Origin of the sequence: Escherichia sp. KCJ4928 (assembly GCF_004352695.1) — a bacterium.
Lineage (GTDB): Bacteria > Pseudomonadota > Gammaproteobacteria > Enterobacterales > Enterobacteriaceae > ECMA0423.
The window spans coordinates 1-246 of record NZ_SJWV01000875.1 but is presented as its reverse complement, the minus strand read 5'-3'; the positions used below and the strand labels follow the sequence as shown (position 1 = coordinate 246).

The 246-nt window shown below is 44.7% G+C and carries 1 protein-coding gene; it reads left to right on the top strand.

Going from position 1 to position 246, the window contains the following annotated elements; all coding sequences use genetic code 11:
* A partial coding sequence (locus E0D98_RS27210; RefSeq protein ID WP_165941100.1) for a hypothetical protein occupies window positions 1–246 on the top strand: 246 nt, incomplete at both ends.

Below are 246 nucleotides of genomic sequence, written 5' to 3'. Positions count from 1 at the left end.
ATAATTTTCGTGGCGGGGTTACGTCTGAAGACAGTCATATCAATGTTTCTTCATCTTCAGTCCTGTTCTCAGATGCATCGTCATTTATAAACAGCTCCCTGAATATTCATAAAGGAGGTGCGCTGACCGCTCAGGGAGGGCTGTTTACAAGTGGAAGCATTGATATTGGTGACGCTTCCCTTCTGCTTACCGGTACACCAGTGAATTCAGATGATGCTGCTTTTTTACCGACCATCAATATGGCTG